The sequence below is a fragment of the Streptomyces milbemycinicus genome (assembly GCF_002154605.1).
GTDB classification, from domain to species: Bacteria; Actinomycetota; Actinomycetes; order Streptomycetales; family Streptomycetaceae; genus Streptomyces; species Streptomyces milbemycinicus.
The window spans coordinates 1-20,904 of sequence record NZ_MUNE01000417.1; the positions used below are offsets into that span (position 1 = coordinate 1).

Genomic DNA, 20,904 nt, shown 5'->3' on the forward strand with positions numbered 1-20,904 from the left:
GTCGGACGGCAGGGGCGCGGCGGGCGGGCCCCCGGAGGCGCGCCAGGCGTCGGACTGCCCGTACGCGAGACGCATCCGCTTGTCGAGCGGCATCTTCCCGCGCTCGTCCCCGTAAAGCGCCTCGTACCAGGTGGCATGGCCCTCGTTGAGCCATAGGTCGGACCAGCGGCGCGGGCTGACGCTGTCGCCGAACCACTGGTGCGCCAGCTCGTGCACCATGATCGACTCGATGTACCACGGCGGCAGTCCCGAGGTGGTGAACAGTCCTCTCTCGAAGAGGGAGAGCGTCTGGGTCTCCAGCTCGAAGCCTGTCGTGGCCTTGGCGATCAGCACGCCATACGTCTCAAAGGGGTACGGGCCGACCTTCTTCTCCATCCACTCCAGCTGTCCCGGTGTGCGCGCCGGCCACTTGGCCAGGCGCGCGCTGTCCGCCGCGGGCACGACATCGCGCACCGGCAGCCCACCGGGGCCGGTGCGGTGCAGGACGGTCGAACGGCCGATGGAGATCTGCGCCAGTTCCGTGGCCATGGGGTGGACGAGGCGGTATCGCCAGGTGACGTTGTCCCCCTCGCGGCTGCGCCCCAGGGACTTCCCGTTCGCGACGACCGTGAGGTTCTTGGGGGCGGTGACGCTGAACGTGAAGCGCGCCTTGTCGGAAGGGTGGTCGTTGCAGGGGAAGACGCGGTGGGCGGCGTCGGCCTGGTTGGCCATCGCGAGCCCGTCGTGGGTGCGGATCCAGCCTCCGCTGTTGCCGCTCGGGTCGCTGGTGTGCTCGAGGGTGACCTGGAAGGAGGCGCCGCCGCGGACGGGCCGGGCCGGGGTGATGACCAGGTCCTCCCCCGCGCCGGTGAACCGGGCGGGCCGGCCGTCGACCCACACCGAGCGCACCGTGCCGTGCGTGAAGTCGAGGTTGAAGCTGCGCAGCGGGGCGGTGGCGCGGGCGTCGAGGGTGGTGACGGCGTCCAGCGGCCGGTCGTTGCCGTGGTAGCGGAAGGCGATGTCATAGGCCGTGACGTCGTAGCCGGGGTTGCCGAGATACGGGAAGAGCCGGTCGCCGATGCCCCGCGGAACCGGGGGCGGCGGCTCCGCCGCGGACACCCGCCCCGCGGCGGAGGACGGGCAGACCACGACGAGGGCGGCGGTGATCGCGGCGGCCGCGGCGGCGGTCCTGCGCCGCCCCGCGCGCCGGGCTGACGAGGGGCGGCCCCTCGGGGAAGACAGCATGACCTACGGCTATCAACGCCCGGCCAAAAGGGGCCGACGGCACGGCCCAAGTCCACCCGAATGGGGTTTGGCCGGGGTTCGACGCCAAGGGCGAAGGGACCGAAGAGACCAAGAGGCGCCGACCGGTTTCAGGACCGGGCCGCCGCCATGCTGCGGCCCGCCCGCGTCACGTCGTAGACGCCGGGCACATCGCGCATGGCGCGCATCAGCGTCGGCAGCCGCCCAGGGTCGGGCAGCTGGAGCGTGTACGTATGGCGGACGCGCTGCTCGCGGGGCGGCTCGACAGCGGCCGAGACCACGGCCACCCCTTCGGCGGCGATGGCCTCGGTGAGATCGGCCAGCAAGCGCGGTCTGCTGAACGCCTCGGCCAGGAGGGTCACGCGGTAGTCCCCCCCGTCGCCCCCCTCCCCATCCAGCCAGCGCACCCCGACCGTGCCGCGCCCGGTCGCCGTCATACGGGACACCGCGGGGCACTGCTCGCGGTGCACGGTGACGGTCCCGCCGCGCACCGCGAAGCCGATGACGGCGTCCGGGGGCACGGGGGTGCAGCAGCCCGCCAGCCGTACGGCGGCGCCGGGCAGGTCCGCGGCCACACCCGGGGCGACCGTCGCCCGGGCCTCGGCCCCACCGGGCGCTCCGGCTCCGGCCTGGTACTCGGCGGGGGCCGGGTCCGGGGCGGGGTCCGACTGGGGCTGCTGGCGCTCCGGATTGGCGGCCAGCCAGTGGCTGATGGCGATGCGCGCGGCAGGTGTACGGGCGTGGTCGAGCCATTCGGGCGAGGGCCCTGAGGAGGCGGCGTCCCGGGTATCGCGCGCCATGAGCAGCTGGAGCATGTCGCCGTCGCGCAGCACGGTGCTCAGCGTCGCGATACGGCCGTTGACCCTGGCCCCGATGCAGTCGTGGGCGGCCTCGCCGTACTGGGCGTACGCGGCGTCCACGCAGCTCGCGCCCGCGGGCAGGCCGAGCGTGCCGCCGTCGGCCCGGAAGACGGTGATCTCCCGGTCCTGGGCGAGCTCGGCGCGCTCGCCGTCGAGGGCGTCGGCGGCCTCCACCGGCGCGTTCGGCGCGTTGGTCGCGTACGGATTGCCGAGGGCGATCACTCCGGCCTCGGCGACCAGGTGCATCTGGTGGGTGCGGATGAGGACTTCGGCGACCTCGCCGTCGCGCCCGGCCACGGCCGTGTGCAGCGACTGGTACAGGTTGAACTTGGGGACGGCGATGAAGTCCTTGAACTCCGAGATGACCGGGGTGAAGCAGGTGTGCAGCTCGCCGAGGACCGCGTAACAGTCGGCGTCCTCCGAGACGAGGACGAGCAGTCGGCCGAGGTCGGAGCCGGTCAGCTCGCCGCGCTTGATGCCGACCCGGTGGACGGATACGAAGTGCCGCGGCCTGACGAGGACTTCGGCGGCGATGCCCGCCTCGTGCAGCACGGCGCGTACGTCCTCGGCGGCGTGGGCGAGCGGGTCCGGGCGGCCCGCGTGCTCCAGCAGGAGCTCGCGGGTGCGGGCGTACTCCGCGGGGTGGAGGATGGCGAAGACCAGGTCCTCCAGCTCGGTCTTGAGGGCCTGCACACCCAGCCGCTCGGCGAGCGGAATCAGCACATCGCGGGTGACCTTCGCGATGCGGGCCTGTTTCTCGGGGCGCATCACGCCCAGGGTGCGCATGTTGTGCAGGCGGTCGGCGAGCTTGATGGACATCACGCGCACGTCGTTGCCGGTGGCGACCAGCATCTTGCGGAAGGTCTCGGGCTCGGCCGCCGCGCCGTAGTCGACCTTCTCCAACTTGGTGACGCCGTCGACGAGATAGCGGACCTCCTCGCCGAACTGCTCGCCCACCTGATCCAGCGTCACGTCCGTGTCCTCGACCGTGTCGTGGAGGAGCGACGCCGTCAAGGTCGTGGTCTCGGCGCCCAGTTCGGCGAGGATGAGGGTGACGGCGAGCGGATGGGTGATGTACGGCTCACCGCTCTTGCGCATCTGGCCGCGGTGCGAGGACTCGGCGAGCACATACGCCTTGCGCAGTACGTCGAGATCGGCACCGGGGTGGTGGGCCCTGTGCACCTTGGCCACATGCTCGATCGCGTCCGGCAGACGGCCGCGGGCGGGCGAGCCCAACAGGGCAGCCCTGCTGAACCTGCGGAGATTACGCAGGTCAATGCGCGGGAGGCCGCGCCTGCGGCCCAGAACGGCATGGTCGGTGGCCTCTGCGCTCATGGGCACCTCCGGCGGCGTCGAGCGTCAACCGGCGTGGGCACTCCCCCTGGGCCGGTGCTTGATGCTACCGAGCCCATCACGCACGGCCGACCGGCTCTCGCCCAGAGTGAAATGGATCACCCATTGGGGTGAACTGTCAGGCGAGGGCCGTGTCCAGCCATGCGGGGTCGAGCTCGCCCTCGGCGACGATCACGGCCGGGCCGGTCATCTCGACCGTCCCGTCCGGAAGCTCACTGATCACCAGACGGCCGCCGGGGACATCCACGGTATACGTGACGGGGTGGCCGTCGGCGGCGGGGTCGGCGCCGTCCCGCCGGGCCGTGGCCACCATCACCGCGCAGGCGCCGGTGCCGCAGGAGCGGGTCTCTCCCGAGCCGCGCTCATGCACCCGCATCGCCACATGGCGCGGGCCGCGGTCGACCACGAACTCGACGTTGGTGCCGTGCGGATACGCCGAACCCGGGGTGACGGCGGGAGCGTCGAACAGGCGCCCCGCCTGGTCGAGGTCGTCGACGAACGCGACCGCGTGCGGGTTGCCCATGTCGACGTGGCGGGCGGGCCAGCTGTGCTCGCCGACGGCGACCGTGACCGGGCCGTCAGCGCCGGGCTCTGGCAGCGTGGCCTTGCCCATCTGGACGGTGACCGCTCCGCCGGGGGCGTCTGTGCCGCCGAGGTCGTCCTTGGCGATGTGGATGCGGCGCACTCCGGCCCGGGTGGCGACCGCGAGATCGCCCGCCTCGACGAGCCCGGCCCGCTCCAGATAGCGGGCGAAGACGCGGACGCCGTTGCCACACATCTCGGCGACGCTGCCGTCACTGTTGCGGTAGTCCATGAACCACTCGGCGTCGTCGGCCATGCCCCGCGCCTCGGGGTGCGCCGAGGACCGCACGACGCGGATCAGCCCATCACCGCCGACGCCGGCCCGACGGTCGCAGATCCGGGCGACGGCGGCCGGGGACAGCTCGAGGCGTCCGTCCGGGTCGGGGACGATGACGAAGTCGTTCTCGGTGCCGTGGCCCTTGAGAAAGGCCAGGCGGGGCGCGTCGCTCATCCCTCGATCCTACGGGGCGCCCAGGACAACCGCCCGGACAGGGCTCCGCCACCGGCGGGGGTCGCTGCCTGCCGGGCTCAGCGGAGGCGGGCCACGCGCCAGAAGGTGAGGGCGGCCAGCAGCGCCACGATCACCACGTACAGCGCGACGAATCGCCAGTCGGGGCGGCGTCCGGAGCCCCGGGGCGGCAGCCCCGGCCACGTGTAGCCCACGCGGCGGGCGGCCATCAGGCCCCACCCGGCGGCGCAGCAGCTGAGCAGCAGGCCGAGCATGGCGACCACCGCCCCGCCGTCGCCGAATTCGAAGGCGAGCGGGAAGGCGAACATCAGGGAGCCCAGGATGGCGAGGCCCACGATCGGCGCGATCTGCCAGATCCGCAGCCGACGCGGCGGGCGCAGCTCGCTGAAGGACTCGCCGGCGGCGGGCAGGCCCTCGGTGCCGTCGTCGATGGCCGGGGCGCCGGGCTCGCCGGAGACCACGTCGTCGTCCGGACCGTCGGAGGTGAGGTCCGGACCGTCAGAGGTAAGCGGTCCCGGATCGCTGTGGGGCGACTGGCGCGATACGTCGCGAGGGCCGGCCTCCATCGCCACCCGCCCTCCCAACTCCTGAACAACACCACGATCGGAGCTCGATGATGGCATGCCCGTGGGGGCCGGTATGGCACACGGAGCGTCCCGATGCCATCACGTGATCAGGCTGTGACCGCCCGGTCGACCAAGGCCAGCGCGTCCGGCAGAAGCGCCTCGCGGCGGGCGGCCGCGCCGCTGAGCCAGTGGACGCGCGGGTCGCGGCGGAACCAGGAGTCCTGGCGGCGCGCGAACCGTTTGGTGGCCCGCACGGTCTCGGCGCGCGCCTGGTCCTCTCCGTACTCCCCGGCCAGCGCGGAGAGCACCTGCTGATAGCCGAGCGCGCGGGAGGCGGTGCGCCCGGCGCGCAGCCCGACGCCCTCCAGCCGCCGTACCTCGTCCACGAGCCCGGCCTCCCACATGCGGTCCACGCGCCGGGCGATGCGCTCGTCCAGCTCGGGCCGCTCGACGTCGACGCCGATCTGCAGGGTGTCGTAGACGGCCTCATGGCCCGGCAGATTGGCGGTGAAGGGGCGGCCGGTGATCTCGATGACCTCGAGCGCCCGGACCACCCGCCGGCCGTTGCTGGGCAGGATCGCGCGGGCCGCTTCCGGGTCGGCGGCGGCGAGCCGGGTGTGCAGCAGCCCCGAGCCGAGCTCCGCCAGCTCGGCCTCGAGCCGGGCCCGGACGACCGGGTCCGTCCCAGGGAACTCGAGGGCGTCGATCGCCCCCCGGATGTACAGCCCCGAGCCGCCGACAAGGACGGGGGTGCGACCCTCCGCGAGCAGCCGGTCGATCTCGGCACGGGCCAGCCGCTGGTACTCGGCGACGCTGGCCGTCTCGGTGACGTCCCAGATGTCCAGCAGCCGGTGCGGCACCCCTTGCCGCTCCTTCTCGGTCAGCTTGGCGGTGCCGATGTCCATGCCCCGGTAGAGCTGCATGGAGTCCGCGTTGACCACCTCACCGTCGAGGTGGCGGGCGAGGGCGACGCCCAGGTCGGACTTTCCGGCCGCGGTGGGGCCGACGACGGCGATGACGCGGTGTGGAGGGCCTGCGGTATTCACCGGACCAGTCTCGCAAACCCCAGGCGGCCTACTCGAACGAGCGACGTGACGGAGCACCTCCGGGGTCGTTGCCTGAGCGGCACGCGATATCGCCCGCACGAGTAGTGTATGGAGAAGCATATGGGTGTTTTTGATTGGTTTCGCCGAGCTTCCAAGGAGGCGAGCCGACCGCCCGAGGCGTCAACCGAGCAGGCCCGGGCCGACACCCCGGCAGCCGGAGCGACGGCCGGCCAGGCTGACGGAACGGCGCGGGGACACGGGGAGGCAGAGGCCCCGCCGGGCGACGGCATCGGTATTCCGAAGCAGCAGTCCAAGCAGGAAGCCGATGCCGCTCGGGAGGGTGTGCGCCATCCTGAACAGGAGACGGCGCCGGACGCCGCGCAGAAGACCGTGCGGAAGCCTTCCGGCGGCGCGGACAGCGAAACCGGCGAGAGCGCCCGCACATAGCCATTGACCGAGGGAAGGTGGCCCATGAGCGTGCTGGACAACCTCAAGGCCAAGGCCGGAGTCATGAAGGACAAGGCCGTCGGCTTCACACAACAGCACGAAGAGAAGATCGAGCGAGGCCTGGACAAGGCCGTCAAGACGGTCGACAGCAAGACCAAGGGCAAGTACCGCAACAAGCTCGAGACCGGTGCGGACAAGGCCAAGAACGCTCTCGGCCGCTTCTCCCACCCCCAGGAGGGCCAGGGCAAGGCCAAAGGCCACGGCCGGCCCAGCACCTGAGCCCCGCCGGTGAACGGCCGCGGAGCAGCCGCTCCGCGGCCGGGACCGTGTCCGCTCCCGGTCCGGCGCCCGTCGCCCCGCCCGGGCCCGGGCATGCGCCCGCTCCCGCGGCCGCGAGGACCGCATCTCAAAGCGCTACGACCAGATCGTGATCTCGACGCGCTACGACCACACCGCGATTTCAACGCGCTGCGACCACGTCGCGATCTCGACGCGCTGCGACCACGTCGCGATCTCGACGGGCTAGGACCACATCGCGACGAAATACCCCACGCCGTACGGCGCTGCCTCATACCGCAACTCCCCCTTCAGCGCGGCCCCCTCGCCCGCGCCCGCGAGCACCTGCAACGGCGCCCGGCCCGCCGCCTTCAGCTCCGCCGCCAACTCCTCGTCCAGCGCGGCGAGCGCGCCGACGTCCGCCGCGCCCAGCGCCCGCGCCACATCCGCGTCGAAGCCGGCCGCGCGCTCGTCGAGATAGCCCGGAGCCTTCAGCGAGCGGCACGCGCTGCCGTCGCCCATCACCAGCAGCGCGACCTGCTCGGCCTGCGCTGCCAATTCCCTTCCGACTTCTCTACACCGCTCCGACGCCAGAGGTTCCCCCACACCCAGCCCTTCGACCGGCGCCGCCTGCCACCTCGCGCGCTCCAGCAGCCATGCGGCCACGGCCAGCGAAGGCGGCAGCGTCCGCTCGGAGACCTCCGCCGCGGCCTCGCCCCAGCCCCCGAGCCGTACGTCGAGGTCCACCCCGAAGCCCCGGAAGGACCCGGGCGTGCCCTGCGGGTGCGGGCCCCGCCCGTCGCGCTCCGCGGGCCCGACGACGATCAGCCGCTCGGGCCGCGCCGCGGCCAGCACACCCACCGCGTCCAGGCACGCGGCGCGCAGCCCGTCCAGCTCACCGGCCGCCCCGGCGGCGACCTCGGGCACCAGGAGCGGCGGACAGGGACAGACAGCGGCGGCGATCAGCATGATCGCCAGCCTATCCGGCGGGCTCGGGCCGCGGCGCCGAGTCCCGCAGCAGCTCGACCGCCTACACCAGCTTCCGGGTCGCCCGGTCGTGCAGTCGCTCAGCTGGTGCGGTCACACTCGTACGGTCGCCCAGCCCCTGCGCTCGTACGGTCGACCCGCTCGTACGGTGGCTCAGTCGCAGCCGCAGCCCGCGGCGGGGGCGGCCACCGGCGGCGGGGCGCCGACGGTCGGCAGGCCCAGCATCACGCCCGCGGGCTTCTTCTCCTCGGCCGCGTTGCGCCGCTCCCACGCGTCGCCCGAGCGGGTGCGCCGCACGCCCCTGGCCGGGCCCTCGGCGAGCAGGTGGTGCGGCGCGGCGTAGGTGATGTCCACCGTCACGACATCACCCGGACGGACGCGCTCCTCGGGCCGCGCGAAGTGGACGAGGCGGTTGTCGGGGGCGCGGCCGGACAGCCGGTGGGTGGCGCCGTCCTTGCGGCCCTCGCCCTCGGCGACCAGCACCTCCACGGTCCGGCCGACCTGCTTCTTGTTCTCCTCCCAGGAGATCTCCTCCTGGAGGGCGACCAGCCGCTCGTAGCGCTCCTGCACGACGGCCTTCGGCACCTGCCCGTCCATCTCGGCGGCGGGTGTGCCGGGCCGCTTGGAGTACTGGAAGGTGAACGCCTGCGCGAAGCGCGCCTCGCGCACCACGTGCAGCGTCTGCTCGAAGTCGGCGTCGGTCTCGCCGGGGAAGCCGACGATGATGTCGGTCGAGATCGCGGCGTCCGGCATGGCGGCGCGCACCTTCTCGATGATCCCGAGGTAACGCTCCTGCCGGTAGGAGCGGCGCATCGCCTTGAGCACGGTGTCGGAGCCGGACTGGAGCGGCATGTGCAGCTGAGGCATCACGTTCTCGGTCTCGGCCATGGCCGCGATGACGTCGTCCGTGAAGTCGCGGGGGTGCGGCGAGGTGAAGCGGACGCGCTCCAGGCCGGACACGTTCCCGCAGGCCCGCAGCAGCTTGCTGAACGCCTCGCGGTCGCCGATGTCGGACCCGTACGCGTTCACGTTCTGGCCCAGCAGGGTGATCTCGCTGACGCCCTCGGCGACCAGGGTCTCCACCTCGGCGAGGATGTCGCCCGGACGGCGGTCCTTCTCCTTGCCGCGCAGCGCCGGGACGATGCAGAAGGTGCAGGTGTTGTTGCAGCCGACAGAGATGGAGACCCACGCCGCGTACGCCGACTCGCGCCGCGTCGGCAGCGTGGACGGGAAGGCCTCCAGGGATTCGGCGATCTCGACCTGGGCCTCTTCCTGGATCCGGGCGCGCTCGAGCAGCACCGGCAGGCTGCCGATGTTGTGGGTGCCGAACACCACGTCGACCCAGGGGGCCTTCTTGACGATGGTGTCGCGGTCCTTCTGGGCCAGGCATCCGCCGACGGCGATCTGCATACCGGGGCGCCTGGCCTTGATCGGCGCGAGCCGGCCGAGGTTGCCGTACAGCCTGTTGTCGGCGTTCTCCCGCACCGCGCAGGTGTTGAACACGACGACGTCGGCGAAGGCCTCGTCGCCCTCGCCCACGCCCTCCGGCGCGCGGACATAGCCGGCCTCCTCCAAGAGGCCGGAAAGCCGCTCGGAGTCGTGGACGTTCATCTGGCACCCGTAGGTGCGCACCTCGTAGGTCTTCAAACCGGCTACCTCACTGCTGCTCACCCATCCAGGGTAAGGGGCCGCGATCAGGCCACTGTGCCGAATTACGAAGGCCGCCCGTACGGCCCCGACGGCCCCCGACTCCCCAACGGGCCGGGAGGACTGTCATGATCCTGCTCATGGCCGTCCGTCTTCCGCGCCTCGGCCGGCGCCGCGCGCTGCAGTCCGCCGCCGCCGGAGCCGTCGCGCTCGCTCTGCTCCTGTGGTGGCTGCTGCCGATCGGGGGCGACGAATCGCCCCAGGATCAGGTGACCTTCGCGACCGGCGTACCCACCGGCGTGTACGAAACCTACGGCAAGATGCTCCGCCGCGACCTCTCCCGGGACCTCCCCGACCTGGATGTGACGCTGCAGCGCACCAAGGGGTCACCGGACAACGTCCGGCGGCTCGCCGAGGGCCGCGCCACATTCGCCATCGCCGCCACCGACGCGGTCGCCGCCTACCGCGAGCAGGGCGGGAAGGGCGCCGATCGGCTGCGCGCCTGCGCGCGGCTGTACGACGACTACATGCAGCTGGTGGTGCCCAAGGGCTCCCGGGTGCAGTCCGCCCGGGACCTCAAGGGGCTGCGGGTCGGCGTCGGCGAGGACGACTCGGGCGTACAGCTGATCGCCAAGTCGCTGCTCAAGGCCGCCGGGCTCGACATGGGCAAGGACGTCAAGGCCGTGCGGGAGGGCATCGACCGGATGCCGGGCCTGCTGAAGGCCAAGAAGCTGGACGCGTTCTTCTGGTCCGGCGGGCTGCCGACGACCGCCGTGCGCACTCTGGCCCACGACTATCCGATCCGGCTGGTCCAGCTCGGCGACCTCATCGGCCCGCTGCACAACCAGGGCGGGGTGACCCGCTACTACCGGGCGGCGTCGGTGCCCGCCGACGCGTACGAGGACATGCACCAGCCGGACGCCATCAAGACGATCGCGGTGCCCAACCTCCTGGTCACCACGGACCGGGTGGACCCCGCGCTCGCGGAGGCCGTCACCCGGACCGTGATCAAGAACCGGGACCGCATCGGCTCCAAGGTGCACGCGGCCCAGAAGGTGGACCTGCGCACCGCGATCTTCACCGACCCGCTGGAACTCCACACGGGCGCGGAGCGCTACTACCGCTCGGTCAAGCCGTAGGGTCCCAAGCCAAAGGGCCCACCGCCCGCACCCGGCGGCCCCCTAATGCGGCCCGGTGCGCGGCACCGTGATGGTCACACGCAGCCCGCACGGCTCGTTGGGGGCGTACGCGATGGAGCCGCCGCCCGCGGTGAGCAGCGCCCGGGAGATCGACAGCCCCAGCCCGGAGCCGTTGATGTTCTGGTGGCGGCTGCTGCGCCAGAAGCGGTCGCCTACGCGCGCGAGCTCGTCCTCGGTGAGGCCGGGGCCCCCGTCGGCGACGACGATGGCGACCGTGTCGCCGTCGGGCTGGGCGGAGACCACCACCTCCGCGCCCGCCGGCGTGAACTTCACGGCGTTGTCCACGACCGCGTCCAGCGCGCTGGACAGCGCCACCGGGTCGGCCCAGCCGGCCACGGCCGCCGGGCCCTCGTAGGAGAGGCGGACGCCCTCGCGCTCGGCGACCGGCAGCCAGGCGTCGACCCGGTCGGTGGCGAGCTCGGCGATGTCGGTGAACTTGAGGTCGGTGGTGGAGTGCTCGGCCAGGGCCAGGTCGAGGAGGTCGTCCAGGACCTGGGCGAGGCGTTTGCCCTCGGTGCGCACCGAGGCGATCTCCTCGTGGCCGTCGGGCAGGTCGAGGGCCAGCAGCTCGATGCGCAGCAGCAGCGCGGACAGCGGGTTGCGCAACTGGTGGGAGGCGTCGGCGACGAAGGCCCGCTGCTGTTCGAGGACTTCCTCGACGTTGTCGGCCATCTCGTTGAACGAGCGGGCCAGCCGGCGCAGCTCCGGTGGCCCGGAGGCGGCCGCGACGCGGGACTGCATGCGCCCGGTGGCGATGTCGTGGGTGGCCGTGTCGAGGATGCGTACGGGGCGCAGCACCCAGCCGGTGAGCCGGAAGGCCGCCCCGACCGCCAGGAGCATCGCGGCCGCCTCCCCCGCGCCGATCAGCAGCCAGCCGTGCAGGATGCGCGACCGCATCTGTGGGGTGGGCGAGTCGGTGACCACGACGGCCACCACGTCGCCGTCCCGCACCACGGGGGAGGCGACGGTGAGCCGGCCCTGCTGCCAGGGCCAGACCTGGTCCGGATCGTGGCTGCGGCGGCCCTGAAGGGCCTCGTCGAACGCCTCGGCGCCGTCGCCGGTCTCGGGGAGCCGCCAGTCGCCCGGCGCCTGGGCCATGGGCCTGCCGTTCCGGTAGTAGACGCCGGCCCGGATGCCGTACAGGTCGTGGTAGCGCCGGAGTTCGGCCCTCAGGGTGCTCAGCCGTTCGTCGTCCTCCGCGGTGGTGGCGGCGGCCGGCCCGGCCGTGACGAACTGGGCGAGCGCGGCGAACCGCGCGGTGTCGTCGATCCGGTCGACGACCACGCGCTGCTGCTCGCGGGCGGCCACGCTGCCCGCGAGCGGGAAGCCGAGCGCGAGCAGCACGCCGGCCATGAGGACGATGAGAAGCGGGAGAAGTCGGGTGCGCACGGGGAGAAGTCTCGCGGTTCCTCAGTTCGCCGGTGACACCAGGCGGTACCCGACGCCCCGGACCGTCTCGATCAGCGCGGGCATGCGCAGCTTGGAACGGAGCGAGGCGATATGCACCTCAAGGGTGCGCCCGGTCCCCTCCCAACTGGTGCGCCACACCTCACTGATGATCTGTTCGCGACGGAACACCACGCCGGGGCGTTGGGCGAGCAGCGCGAGCAAGTCGAACTCCTTACGGGTGAGCGAGACGGTCGCGCCGTCCACCGCGACCTGCCGGGTGGCCAGATCGAGGGTGACGGGGCCGATGCGCAGGGGGGCGTTGCGGCTGTCGGGGCCCTCCTCGGCGCTCGGTGCCGGGTCGGCCGGAAGCGTGCGCCGACTCACAGCGTGGATCCGGGCGAGCAGCTCCATGGTGTCGTAGGGTTTGACCACATAGTCGTCGGCACCGAGGTGGAGACCATGGATGCGGGATCTTACATCCGCCCGCGCGGTCACCATGATCACGGGAGTGGTGGTCCGCTTGCGGATACGGCCACACACCTGGAAGCCGTCCTGGTCCGGCAGCCCGAGGTCGAGGAGCACGACGCCGAACGGCGGCCCCGAGTCGGGCAGCAGCGCTCTCAGCGCTTCCTCACCGCTTCTGGCGTGCGTGACTTCGAAACCGTGCCTCGCGAGCACCGCGGACAGAGCCGCGGCGACATGGTTGTCGTCCTCGACGAGCAGCAGTCTCACCGACCCCTCCACCACCTTTCCACTGAGTGGCGCATGCGTTTCGCCAACATGGCCACAGGGCATCCACGCCTAGTCGGCACGTGCCCGTCAAGACGCATCTAGTCACACTTAGGTTTCCGTTACGTAGCCGGTACGACAGCCCCGGACCTCGTTCACACAGAGTGTCGCCCCACTGCCGGATCGTTATCCTCAATTTCCGCTCAGATGTGATGACGCTGGTCTCGGCGGCCCCCTAAGGTCCTCCCAACCGAGGAGGACGGAGCGAAACGCCGAATGAGCGAAGTACCGGTGACCAAGGACGCAACTCCGGTTGCGGACGCGTTGGTTGCGCTGTCAGGAGTCAACAAGCACTTCGGCGCGCTGCATGTGCTCCAGGACATCAACCTGAACATCGCACGGGGCGAAGTGGTCGTTGTGATCGGCCCTTCCGGGTCCGGCAAGTCGACCCTCTGCCGCACCATCAACCGCCTGGAGACGATCGACTCCGGCACCATCACGATCGACGGCAAGCCACTGCCTCAAGAGGGCAAGGAGCTCGCCCGCCTGCGCGCCGACGTCGGCATGGTCTTCCAGTCGTTCAACCTTTTCGCGCACAAGACGGTGCTCGAAAACGTGATGCTGGGCCAGCTGAAGGTGCGCAAGATAGACAAGAAGACCGCCGAGGAGAAGGCCCGCACGCTGCTCGACCGAGTGGGCGTGGGCAAGCAGGCGGACAAGTACCCCGCGCAGATGTCCGGTGGTCAGCAGCAGCGCGTGGCCATCGCCCGAGCGCTGGCCATGGACCCGAAGGCGATCCTGTTCGACGAGCCGACCTCCGCGCTCGACCCGGAGATGATCAACGAGGTGCTGGACGTCATGCAGCAGCTCGCCCGGGACGGTATGACGATGGTCGTCGTCACGCACGAGATGGGCTTCGCGCGCTCCGCGGCGAACCGGGTGGTCTTCATGGCCGACGGCCGGATCGTCGAAGAGGCCGAGCCCGAGGAGTTCTTCAACAACCCCCGCAGCGACCGGGCCAAGGACTTCCTGTCGAAGATCCTTCACCACTGAGGCCCACACCCGGGTTCTCCAGCCCGCACCTGGCTCCACCACTGAGCCCCGCACGGCTCACCCACGTCTGCACGCACGCACAACAAACCTTGAGGGATGCACGATGAGAATTCGTAAGACGGCCGCAGCGGCTTCGGTGGTTCTGGCTCTGGCGGCGACCGCTGCCTGTGGTGGCAAGGAGGGGACCGCCGGCGACAAGCCCAAGGGCGGCGAGGTCGTCAGCGGCAAGTACACCGTCGCCAAGGACGTGAAGCTGGACTCGTCGACCCTCAAGGCGGCCCAGAAGCGCGGCAAGCTCATCATCGGCGCCAAGGCCGACCAGCCCTACCTGGGCTTCGAGGACACCACCGGCAAGCGCTCCGGCTTCGACATCGAGATCGCCAAGATGGTCGCCGCCGACCTGGGCTTCTCCGAGGACCAGATCGAGTTCAAGACCGTCGACTCCAACGTCCGCGAGACCTCCATCTCCAAGGGTCAGGTCGACTACTACGTCGGCACCTACACGATCAACGACGAGCGCAAGAAGCAGGTCGGCTTCGCGGGCCCGTACTACGTCGCCGGCGCGGACCTGCTGGTGCGCCATGACGAGAAGGGCATTACCGGCGCGGATTCCGTCAAGGGCAAGAAGGTCTGTTCGATCGTGGGCTCCACTCCGCTCCAGGAGATCAAGAAGCCGAAGTACGGCGCCAAGACCACCGAGCTCGGCAAGTACTCGCTGTGCGTCAAGCAGCTGCTGGACGGCCAGGTGGACGCGGTCACCACCGATGACGCGATCCTCAAGGGCTACGCGGCCCAGCGCCCGAGCAAGCTCAGGGTCGTCGGCAAGCCGTTCACCGAGGAGCCCTACGGCATCGGCATGAACAAGGACGACAAGGCGCTGCGCGACGCGATCTCCGACGCGCTCGAGAAGCACATCAAGAACGGCGACTACAAGAAGGCGTACGAGGGCACGCTCGGCAAGTCCGGCTCCGCCTACGTCGCCCCGAAGACGCCCCTGCCGCGCTACTGAGCCGGATCTCCCCGTACGCCCTGAAGCCGGTGCGATCCGTCGTGCTGACCTGACCGCTAGCGCGGAGAACAGATGAACCTACTCTTCGATTACTTTCCTGAGTTCCGCGACGGGTTCCTCGGGACCCTGTCGCTGACCGCGGCCAGCGCGGCGCTCGCCCTCATCCTCGGCATCATCATGGCCGGCTTCAGGGTGTCCCCCATTCCGCCGCTCCGTGCCTTCGGCACCGCCTGGGTCACCCTGCTGCGGAACACCCCGCTGACCCTGCTGTTCCTGATCACGTTCTTCGTGATGCCCCAGATCCTCTTCCCCGGGACGAGCCCCTACAAGCTCGCGGTGGGAGCGCTGGGCTGCTACACCTCGACGTTCATCTGCGAGGCGGTGCGCTCCGGCATCGGCACCGTGCCCATCGGGCAGGCCGAAGCGGCCCGGAGCCTGGGGATGACCTTCTTCCAGACCCTGCGGATGATCATCCTGCCGCAGGCCACCCGGACCGTGATCCCGCCGCTGAGCAGCATATTCATCGCTCTGACCAAGAACTCCGCCATCGCGGGCGCCTTCAGCGTCACCGAGCTGTTCAGCGTCTCGAAGCTGCTGAGTGACAAGGGATACCCGATCGGCTGGATCTTCCTCTGGATCGCCGTCGCCTACCTGGTCATCACCTTCTCCATCAGCGGACTCTTCCGACTGCTGGAGCGCCGCATGGAGGTGTCCCGATGAGCGCAAGCGTCCTGTACGACGCCCCCGGTCCCAAGGCCCGTATCCGCAACCGCGTGTACTCGGTCATCGGCACTCTCGCCGTGATCGGCCTGATCGCCTTCGTCGTCATGCGACTGAACGACAAGGGCCAGTTCGCGCCGGAGATGTGGGACATCTTCAACTACGCGGGTGTCCGCAACGACATCATCAGCGGCCTGCTGACCACCCTCCAGGTGTTCGCGGTGGCCGCGGTGCTGTCGCTGGCGCTCGGCGTAGTGCTGGCCGTCGGCCGGCTCTCGGACCACAAGTGGGTCCGTCTGTTCACGACCGGATTCATCGAGCTGTTCCGGGCCGTCCCGCTGCTGATCACCATCTATGCCCTGTGGGTGCTCTTCCTCACCTACAAGAACGACCTGGGATTCACCGGTGACGGGACGGAGTTCTGGGCCCTGGTGGTCGGCCTGACGATCTACAACGGCTCGGTGCAGGCCGAGGTGTTGCGGGCGGGCATCAACTCGGTGCCCAAGGGGCAGAGTGAGGCCGCCTACGCCCTGGGCATGCGCAAGACCCAGGTCATGGTGACCATCCTGATCCCGCAGGGTGTCCGCGCGATGCTGCCGACCATCATCAGCCAGCTGGTGGTCACCTTGAAGGACACCTCGCTCGGCTACGTCATCACCTACCAGGAGCTGCTGTACAAGGTGCAGCACATCGCCGAGGTGACCGTCGTCAACGACGAGAGCCCCTACGTTCAGGTGATCATCGTCGGCGGTGTGATCTACGTGGCCCTGTGTATGGCGCTGTCCGCCCTGGCCACCTGGATCGAGCGGCGCGGCCGGCGCGCCAAGACCGGTATCGCGGTCGCCCCGGCCGAGCAGCCGGTCGCGGCGGGAGACGCGCTGGACGTCGTCGATCATGCCGAGGTCGCCGGACCGGTCGACACGTCGAAGAAGAACTGACCGTATACCCGGTCCGATATCCGGTCCGACGGGGGGGGGACCCGCAGTGGGTTGCATACTTTGTGTGATCGCGCACCGGGTTTCAGCTGCCAGTTTCCTCAACTCACGTACGTCCCGCAGGGTCACAGGAACCGCGCCGTGGACCCGGTGATCATCGCCGGGGCGGGCCCGGTCGGCCTCGCCCTGGCCCTCGCGCTCGCGCGCGCCGAGGTGCCCGTCATCCTGCTCGACGAGAGCTCGGGCGACGACGAGCGCCGCCCCGCCCGTACGGCCGTGCTGCGCCCCGACACCGCCGCCCTGCTGGAGGGGCTGGGCTGCCGGGCCGGCCAGGCGGCCGTGCCGTGGACCGGCTGGCGCACGATGCGGCGGCGGCAGGTGGTCCGGCAGCTGACCCTGGTGCCCGGCGGGCTGTTCCCCCTGGGCCCGGCAGGCGGGCACGACGGCCCCGACAGCCGCGGCTATGACGTCGGCTACGTCCGCGACGGCGGCCAGGTCCGTGACAACGGCTCGGGCGGCCACGAGGGCAGTTCCGGCGGCGGCCCCGGCGGCTCCGACAGCTTCGGCGGCTTCAGCGGCGGGCCGGAGGGCGACGAGGCGGAGGAGCCGGAGCTGCCGTCGCCGCTGCATCTGCCCCAGCACGAGCTCACCCGTGCCCTGCGCACCGCGCTCGCCGCCGTCCCGGGCGAGAACCTGGTACGGATCATCTCGGGCACCCGCCTCGACACCCTGGAACAGGACGCCCGGGGCGTCAGCATCCACACCCGGGGCGCCCAGAGCACCTGGTGGCGGGGCAGCTATCTGATCGGCTGCGACGGGCCGCGGTCCACCGTCCGCAAGCTCCTGGGCGTGCGCTTCCCGGGCCGCACCGCGGTGGAGCGGCACGCGGTCGCCGCGCTGCGCGCCGAACTCCCCTGGCCCGGCGAAGCCGTGCTGCACCGCTCGCCGCCGTGGCGCACCGTCGACGCGGAGGTGACCGCCCGCCCGCTGCCGCGCGGCGTCTGGCGGCTGGACTGGCTGCTGCCGCCGGGCCGGGACCTGGTCACACCGGACGCGCTTCTCGCGCGGGTGCACGACACCCTCACGGGGTGGTGCGGGGACCCCGCACCCCCCTACGAGCTTCTGGACACCGGCGTGCACACCGTGCACCACCGGCTCGCGCGCCGCTGGCGCGTCGGCCGCGCCTTCCTCGCCGGGGACGCCGCACATCTGCTCGGCGCACTGGGCACCCAGGGGCTGGACGAGGGGCTGCGCGACGTCGCCAACCTCTCCTGGAAGCTGGCCCTCGCCTGGCACCACGAGGCGACGGACGCGCTGCTCGACAGCTATCAGGCCGAGCGGCGCGGCGCGGTGAGCGCCCGGCTGCGCGCCGCGGACCAGGCGCTGCCGCTGGTGCGGGCGTCCGGCGGCTGGCATGCGGTGCGGCGCTCCGTACTGCCCGGCGCGGTGCGCACGCACGACGCGCTGCTGACCGACGGTCACCTGGGGCGGGGCCCGCTGGGTGAGCCGCCGGTCTACGGTCGCTCGCCCCTGGCGCCCGCGGCGGCCCCCGAAGGCTCGGTCACGGTCGACACCGAGATCGGCGCGCCCGCAGCCGATGTGCCGGTGACCGCGCCGGACGGGTCGCTCACCCGGCTGCGGGCGAGGCTGGGGCGGGAATTGCTGGTCGTCCTCGTCGCCCCCGGGACGGGGGTATGGGACCGCCGCCACTGGCTGCGCGCGGGGCTGATGCCACGGCTGGCGGCGGCGGTCGCGGCGCTGCCGGTGCGGGCCGAGCTGCTGGTCACCGAGGAGTACCCCGGGGCTCCGGCCCACACCGTGCTGCTGGTGCGGCCCGACGGGCATCTGGTCGCGGCGCTGTCCGGGGTGCGCCCGGCCGAGCTGTACGCGTGCGCGGACGCGGCGGTGGGCGGAAAAGCAGCGCGCGGCGGCGCGGCTGAGGGGTCATCGGCGGAGGCGGAGGCGGAGGCGACGGCGCACTGATAGGGCGGCGCGCACGGCGTGCGTGGCGAGGTGTGCGGCGGCGTGTACGGCCGTGCGCGCGACGGGTGCGTCCGAGGAGTGGACAGCAGTAGTTGACCTTGGTTTTCGGCCCGTGGTTGAGTACGCCCTGTGACTGACGCTCGGCTGCCTCGCTTCTGGCGGAGGGTCCATGTGGACCTCGTCCGCTATGCGGGCTGCGTCTGTCGGCCTTCCTGTTGATCAGCCTTTTCCTTGCGCGGCTCGAACCGCGCCCCTTCGCGATCACTCAGGACGGTCTCAGTGCCCGACGTACGCACTCCCTCCCCCACCCGGCCCTCGGCGCCCGCCGGGACCTCTGCCGACACCGCGCCAAGCCCGGCCGAACTCCTCGAATTCGCCCGCCGTACGGCCGCCGACACCGCGCTCGTCGACTCGCTCCCCCTCGACCCGGAGGGCCGCACCTGGCTGCGGCTCGACGGGCCCGGCGGCAGCGAGGCGTGGCTGATCGGCTGGCCTCCCGGCACCGGCACCGACTGGCACGACCACGGCGGCTCGCACGGCGCGTTCGTCACGGCGGCCGGTGAGCTGCAAGAGCTGTCGCTCGCCGCGCGCCTGCCCACCGAGGGCTGGAAGACCCTCGAACTGGCCGACGACGTCGACCGTGAGCGGCAGCTCCCCGCCGGACAGGGACGAGCCTTCGGTGCGCACCACGTCCACGAGGTGATCAACACCTCCACGGAGCGGCATGCCGTATCGGTGCACGCCTACTACCCGCCGCTGCCCCTGATGCGCCGCTACAGCCGCACCGGACAGGTGCTGCGGCTGGAGCAGATCGAGCTGCCGGGCGAGTGGGAGTGAACTGATGAGCACAAAGCGGAGCATCGACGAACTGCTGGCCGAGGCCCGCGTCGGCCTCGACCGCCTCGGCCCCACAGAGGCCGCCGCGGCGCAGGTCGAGGGCGGGCTGCTGGTGGACATACGCTACGCCGCGCTGCGGGAGCGCGACGGGACCATCCCGGGCGCGCTGATCGTCGAGCGGAACGAACTGGAATGGCGGCTCGACCCGCTGTGCGACCACCGGCTGCCCGAGGCCACGGACCACGATCTGCGGATCGTGGTGGTGTGCAACGAGGGGTACGCGTCAAGCCTCGCGGCGGTCTCGCTGCGGCAGCTCGGCCTGTCCCGCGCCACGGACCTGGTGGGCGGCTTTCAGGCCTGGCGCGCGGAGGGCCTGCCGGTAAGCCCGCACTCCTGATCCCTCCCCCCTGAACGGACGGCCCCGGAAGCTGCGCGGGGGGGGGCTGGCCGACAGCCGGGGCCCATCGGCGCAGGGGCGGCGGTGGACCGGATGCTGAGCCGGTTACCGGGCTCTGGGGCCGGACCGGGATCCGCTAGGCGTCGGGCAGGTGCCGCTCCAGCAGTTCCGGGTCCTCCCCCTCTTCCTCCAGCGCGCGCCGCACCACCCGCAGCGCCACCCCCTCCGGATAGCCCTTGCGCGCGAGCATCCCGGCCAGGCGGCGCAGCCTCTTCTCCCGGTCGAGGCCGCAAGTGGCCCTCAGCTTGCGCTCGACCAGCTCACGGGCGGTGCGCTCCTCCTGCTCGGCGTCGAGCTGCCCCACGGCCTCGTCGATCAGGGCCGAGTCCACGCCCTTGGTGCGCAGCTCACGCGCGAGCGCCCGGCGGGCGAGGCCCCGGCTGTGGTGGCGGGACTCCACCCAGGCGTCCGCGAACGCCGCATCGTCGATCAGCCCGACGTCCTCGAACCGGGACAGCACCTCCTGCGCCACCTCGTCGGGGATGCCTCGGGTGCGCAGCGCGTCCGCGAGCTGTCTTCGGGTGCGCGGGGTCCCGGTGAGCAGGCGCAGACAGATTGCCCGCGCCTGCTCCTCCGGGCTGCGCGGCGGCTCCTGCTCGGCCCTCGACGAGGAGGGGCCGCCGCTGTCCGGGCCGGCCGGGCGGCCTTGGCCGTCCGGCCAGTCGGTCCGCCGCGTCACGGTCAGCTCTTGGCCGCGGCGGTCTTGGCCGCCTTCGTCCCGGCCTTGGCCGCCGTGGCGGGCGCTGCCTTCACCGGCGCGGCAGCCGGGGCCGCGGCCGGGGCGGCCGCGTCGGCGCCGGGCTCGACGGCCGGCTCCTCCCGCTTGACGCCGATGCCCAGCTTCTCTTTGATCTTCCTCTCGATCTCGTTGGCGAGGTCGGGGTTGTCCTTCAGGAAGTTCCGGGCGTTCTCCTTGCCCTGGCCCAGCTGGTCGCCCTCGTAGGTGTACCAAGCGCCGGACTTGCGGACGAAGCCGTGCTCGACGCCCATGTCGATCAGGCCGCCCTCGCGGCTGATGCCCTGGCCGTAGAGGATGTCGAACTCGGCCTGCTTGAAGGGCGGCGCCACCTTGTTCTTGACGACCTTGACGCGGGTGCGGTTGCCGACCGCCTCGGTGC

At 71.6% G+C, this 20,904-nt stretch carries 20 protein-coding genes and 2 pseudogenes; 11 read left to right on the top strand and 11 right to left on the bottom strand.

The genetic code is table 11. The features are described from left to right. The 5 genes from CCN51_RS31330 to miaA all read right to left on the bottom strand — a co-directional run. Positions 1-1,224, bottom strand: a 1,224-nt coding sequence (locus tag CCN51_RS31330) for a M1 family metallopeptidase (protein WP_107426114.1), incomplete at its 3' end; no start/stop codon positions are given. A 128-nt stretch (positions 1,225-1,352) separates the two neighbouring features. After that, entirely contained in the window at positions 1,353-3,437 is a 2,085-nt protein-coding gene (locus CCN51_RS31335; protein WP_086860373.1) for a RelA/SpoT family protein, read from the bottom strand. A gap of 136 nt (positions 3,438-3,573) precedes the next feature. Further along, complete coding sequence (dapF, locus tag CCN51_RS31340) at positions 3,574-4,488, bottom strand: diaminopimelate epimerase (protein WP_014175919.1); 915 nt, start codon at positions 4,486-4,488, stop codon at positions 3,574-3,576. 77 nt (positions 4,489-4,565) lie between these two features. Then, entirely contained in the window at positions 4,566-5,072 is a 507-nt protein-coding gene (locus CCN51_RS31345) for a hypothetical protein (protein WP_014175920.1), read from the bottom strand. 107 nt (positions 5,073-5,179) lie between these two features. Further along, positions 5,180-6,118 (bottom strand): tRNA (adenosine(37)-N6)-dimethylallyltransferase MiaA, encoded by a 939-nt coding sequence (gene miaA / locus CCN51_RS31350; protein WP_014175921.1) that lies wholly within the window; start codon positions 6,116-6,118, stop codon positions 5,180-5,182. A gap of 108 nt (positions 6,119-6,226) precedes the next feature. Here miaA and CCN51_RS53645 point away from each other — a divergent pair, with 108 nt between their 5' ends. Continuing rightward, entirely contained in the window at positions 6,227-6,565 is a 339-nt protein-coding gene (locus CCN51_RS53645) for a hypothetical protein (RefSeq protein WP_193383711.1), read from the top strand. A 24-nt stretch (positions 6,566-6,589) separates the two neighbouring features. Next, the gene (locus tag CCN51_RS31355) at positions 6,590-6,844 is read left to right on the top strand and encodes an antitoxin (RefSeq protein WP_014175923.1); all 255 of its coding nucleotides are present in this window, start codon (positions 6,590-6,592) and stop codon (positions 6,842-6,844) included. A 243-nt stretch (positions 6,845-7,087) separates the two neighbouring features. On the opposite strand, the gene CCN51_RS31360 is transcribed toward CCN51_RS31355, so the two are convergent. Together CCN51_RS31360 and miaB are read right to left on the bottom strand one after the other, a co-directional pair. Then, positions 7,088-7,810 carry a class III extradiol dioxygenase subunit B-like domain-containing protein gene (locus CCN51_RS31360; protein WP_014175924.1) on the bottom strand — a complete coding sequence of 241 codons (723 nt, stop codon included), beginning with the start codon at positions 7,808-7,810 and terminating at the stop codon, positions 7,088-7,090. A 171-nt stretch (positions 7,811-7,981) separates the two neighbouring features. Then, positions 7,982-9,499 (bottom strand): tRNA (N6-isopentenyl adenosine(37)-C2)-methylthiotransferase MiaB, encoded by a 1,518-nt coding sequence (gene miaB, locus CCN51_RS31365; RefSeq protein WP_043486629.1) that lies wholly within the window; start codon positions 9,497-9,499, stop codon positions 7,982-7,984. Positions 9,500-9,615: 116 nt separating this feature from the next. Between miaB and CCN51_RS31370 the strand changes: the two genes are divergently transcribed. Further along, the gene (locus tag CCN51_RS31370) at positions 9,616-10,614 is read left to right on the top strand and encodes a TAXI family TRAP transporter solute-binding subunit (RefSeq protein WP_078610894.1); all 999 of its coding nucleotides are present in this window, start codon (positions 9,616-9,618) and stop codon (positions 10,612-10,614) included. Between the two features lie 42 nt (positions 10,615-10,656). Here CCN51_RS31370 and CCN51_RS31375 read toward each other — a convergent pair whose 3' ends face one another. Beyond that, positions 10,657-12,063: a sensor histidine kinase gene (locus CCN51_RS31375; RefSeq protein WP_014175927.1), complete on the bottom strand. Its 1,407-nt coding sequence runs from the start codon at positions 12,061-12,063 to the stop codon at positions 10,657-10,659. 21 nt (positions 12,064-12,084) lie between these two features. Further along, positions 12,085-12,795, bottom strand: coding sequence for a response regulator transcription factor (locus tag CCN51_RS31380; protein WP_043489982.1), 711 nt, complete (start codon positions 12,793-12,795; stop codon positions 12,085-12,087). A gap of 273 nt (positions 12,796-13,068) precedes the next feature. Between CCN51_RS31380 and CCN51_RS31385 the strand changes: the two genes are divergently transcribed. The 8 genes from CCN51_RS31385 to CCN51_RS31415 all read left to right on the top strand — a co-directional run bounded on the left by CCN51_RS31385 (position 13,069) and on the right by CCN51_RS31415 (position 19,726). Further along, positions 13,069-13,845 (top strand): amino acid ABC transporter ATP-binding protein, encoded by a 777-nt coding sequence (locus CCN51_RS31385; RefSeq protein ID WP_014175929.1) that lies wholly within the window; start codon positions 13,069-13,071, stop codon positions 13,843-13,845. Positions 13,846-13,948: 103 nt separating this feature from the next. Beyond that, the gene (locus CCN51_RS31390; RefSeq protein ID WP_043486631.1) at positions 13,949-14,854 is read left to right on the top strand and encodes a glutamate ABC transporter substrate-binding protein; all 906 of its coding nucleotides are present in this window, start codon (positions 13,949-13,951) and stop codon (positions 14,852-14,854) included. Between the two features lie 72 nt (positions 14,855-14,926). Next, complete coding sequence (locus CCN51_RS31395) at positions 14,927-15,574, top strand: amino acid ABC transporter permease (protein WP_014175931.1); 648 nt, start codon at positions 14,927-14,929, stop codon at positions 15,572-15,574. Continuing rightward, on the top strand, positions 15,571-16,512 hold the full coding sequence (locus CCN51_RS31400; RefSeq protein WP_014175932.1) for an amino acid ABC transporter permease: 942 nt from the start codon (positions 15,571-15,573) through the stop codon (positions 16,510-16,512). The genes CCN51_RS31395 and CCN51_RS31400 overlap by 4 nt, the downstream gene beginning before the upstream one ends. A gap of 138 nt (positions 16,513-16,650) precedes the next feature. Then, a complete protein-coding gene (locus tag CCN51_RS31405; RefSeq protein ID WP_014175933.1) occupies positions 16,651-18,492 on the top strand; it encodes an FAD-dependent monooxygenase in 1,842 nt (613 codons plus the stop codon). Positions 18,493-18,621: 129 nt separating this feature from the next. Then, positions 18,622-18,711 (top strand): putative leader peptide, encoded by a 90-nt coding sequence (locus CCN51_RS60170; RefSeq protein ID WP_358644245.1) that lies wholly within the window; start codon positions 18,622-18,624, stop codon positions 18,709-18,711. A gap of 60 nt (positions 18,712-18,771) precedes the next feature. Then, positions 18,772-19,329, top strand: a complete 558-nt coding sequence (locus CCN51_RS31410; RefSeq protein WP_014175934.1) for a cupin domain-containing protein — start codon at positions 18,772-18,774, stop codon at positions 19,327-19,329. 4 nt (positions 19,330-19,333) lie between these two features. Next, positions 19,334-19,726 (top strand): rhodanese-like domain-containing protein, encoded by a 393-nt coding sequence (locus tag CCN51_RS31415; protein ID WP_014175935.1) that lies wholly within the window; start codon positions 19,334-19,336, stop codon positions 19,724-19,726. 136 nt (positions 19,727-19,862) lie between these two features. On the opposite strand, the pseudogene recX reads toward CCN51_RS31415, so the two are convergent. Together recX and CCN51_RS31425 are read right to left on the bottom strand one after the other, a co-directional pair. Beyond that, positions 19,863-20,552 (bottom strand): annotated as a pseudogene (gene recX / locus CCN51_RS56035) (recombination regulator RecX); the annotation flags it as partial. Beyond that, a pseudogene (locus CCN51_RS31425) lies at positions 20,468-20,904 on the bottom strand (recombinase RecA); the annotation flags it as partial. The pseudogenes CCN51_RS31425 and recX, both read right to left, overlap by 85 nt.